This window comes from Pseudomonas sp. NPDC087346, assembly GCF_044744235.1.
GTDB lineage: Bacteria > Pseudomonadota > Gammaproteobacteria > Pseudomonadales > Pseudomonadaceae > Aquipseudomonas.
Genome location: NZ_JBIUXX010000157.1, coordinates 943 through 2,425, shown reverse-complemented (window position 1 = coordinate 2,425; position 1,483 = coordinate 943). Strand labels below are relative to the sequence as shown.

Sequence of the window (1,483 nt, the reverse complement as noted above, 5' to 3'; positions counted from 1 at the left end):
AAACAAACCTCATACAAGTAATAAAGAAGTTAAACTACTTCAATACAATTATCTAGCCAAATAAGACACCGATCCCCATGCCAAGGATCCCCCAGACCACCGTCATGATGGCGAACTGGCGGACTACCTTATAGTTATAAGCAGTCGGACTGATTGCTGTGCTCATTCTAAGGTTCCACGGTTTGGGTGTTTTATTAGGATTAAAATCGGCCGCAAGTATGTAGAAAGCAGGGGGTCATTGCAACGCGCCATGACCTGGGTCAATGCTTTCCAACGCTGATTCTGCGGCCTTTCCATGCGCCGCGTAAGGACAAAAATGCCCTCGAAAAAAAACTCGTGGCGGACGAAAGAAGTGAGTGGTGCCAGGCGCATGTAACGAGGTGTGTTCAAACCACCGGATCGGGGACGGACGGTAATCGGCGCGACAGACGGTATCTACCGGCCTTTGCGACGTGTCAGTCAGTCGATTCGTCGAACGCATCGCTCAGGGTCGACCTGGAACCGGCACGGGCCAGTCCGCATCGAGCAAGCGTAGACCCGATTCCGGCAGTGCGAAAGTCAGGGGGTAGAGAGGGTGCGACAATGCGTCGCAAAGAGAGGGGAAACTGCCGCGCGGAAAAACGTGCGGCAGTGGTGTACGCAATGCTGGTTACTTGTTGTCTTCAGTATCAAGTTTTTCTGTATTCAATCCATGACTCAGACTGTACACATAAGCTGCCAGTAACTGCACTTTGTCGTTGCCAAGCAGTTCGTTCTGCGCCGGCATATGACCCTGACGACCATGACGAATCGTCTGTTCAAGCTGCGTCAGACTGGTGCCATAGATAAATCCGGCCGGGTGCGTCAGATTCGGCGCACCCATGGCTTCAGTGCCTTGGCCGTTTGCCCCATGACAGGCTACGCAAGTGGTGCTGAATGCTTGCTGTCCGGCTTGCAGATCAGCCTTGCTGTCCGCCGGCAGCGGCAGGCCCGCCAGTTCATGGCGCACATACGCGGCGACGTTTTTCACCCCTGCCTCGCCCAATACTTCACCCCAGGCCGGCATTGCCGCCACTCGGCCACCCATGATGGTCGCTTTGATCGTGTCGGCATTACCGCCCCAGCGCCAGTCGCTGTCGGCCAGGTTAGGGAAACCGAATGCGCCCTTGGCATCCGAGCCGTGGCACACCGAGCAGTTGGAGGCGAACAGACGACCGCCCATTTTCAGCGCTTGCGGGTCTTTCGCCACTTCTTCCAGCGGCATGGCAGCGAATTTGGCGAAGATCGGCCCGAATTTGGCGTCGGCCTTGGCCATCTCCTTTTCCCATTCGTGGACGCCGGTCCAGCCGTCCTCGTAACCCGGCAGGATGCCTTTCCAGTTGCCCAGGCCCGGATACAGAATCAGATAGCCCACGGAAAACACCAGCGTGCCGGCGAACAGCATGAACCACCACTGCGGCAGCGGGTTGTCGTACTCCTCGATGCCGTCGAAGCTGTGGCCCAT

The 1,483-nt window shown here is 56.5% G+C and carries 1 protein-coding gene and 1 pseudogene; both read right to left on the bottom strand.

Going from position 1 to position 1,483, the window contains the following annotated elements; all coding sequences use genetic code 11:
* Positions 1-61: 61 nt before the first annotated feature.
* Positions 62-166, bottom strand: a pseudogene (locus ACIOZM_RS31710) (cytochrome C oxidase Cbb3); the annotation flags it as partial.
* A 483-nt stretch (positions 167-649) separates the two neighbouring features.
* A partial coding sequence (ccoP, locus tag ACIOZM_RS31705) for a cytochrome-c oxidase, cbb3-type subunit III (RefSeq protein ID WP_401221601.1) occupies positions 650-1,483 on the bottom strand: 834 nt, incomplete at its 5' end.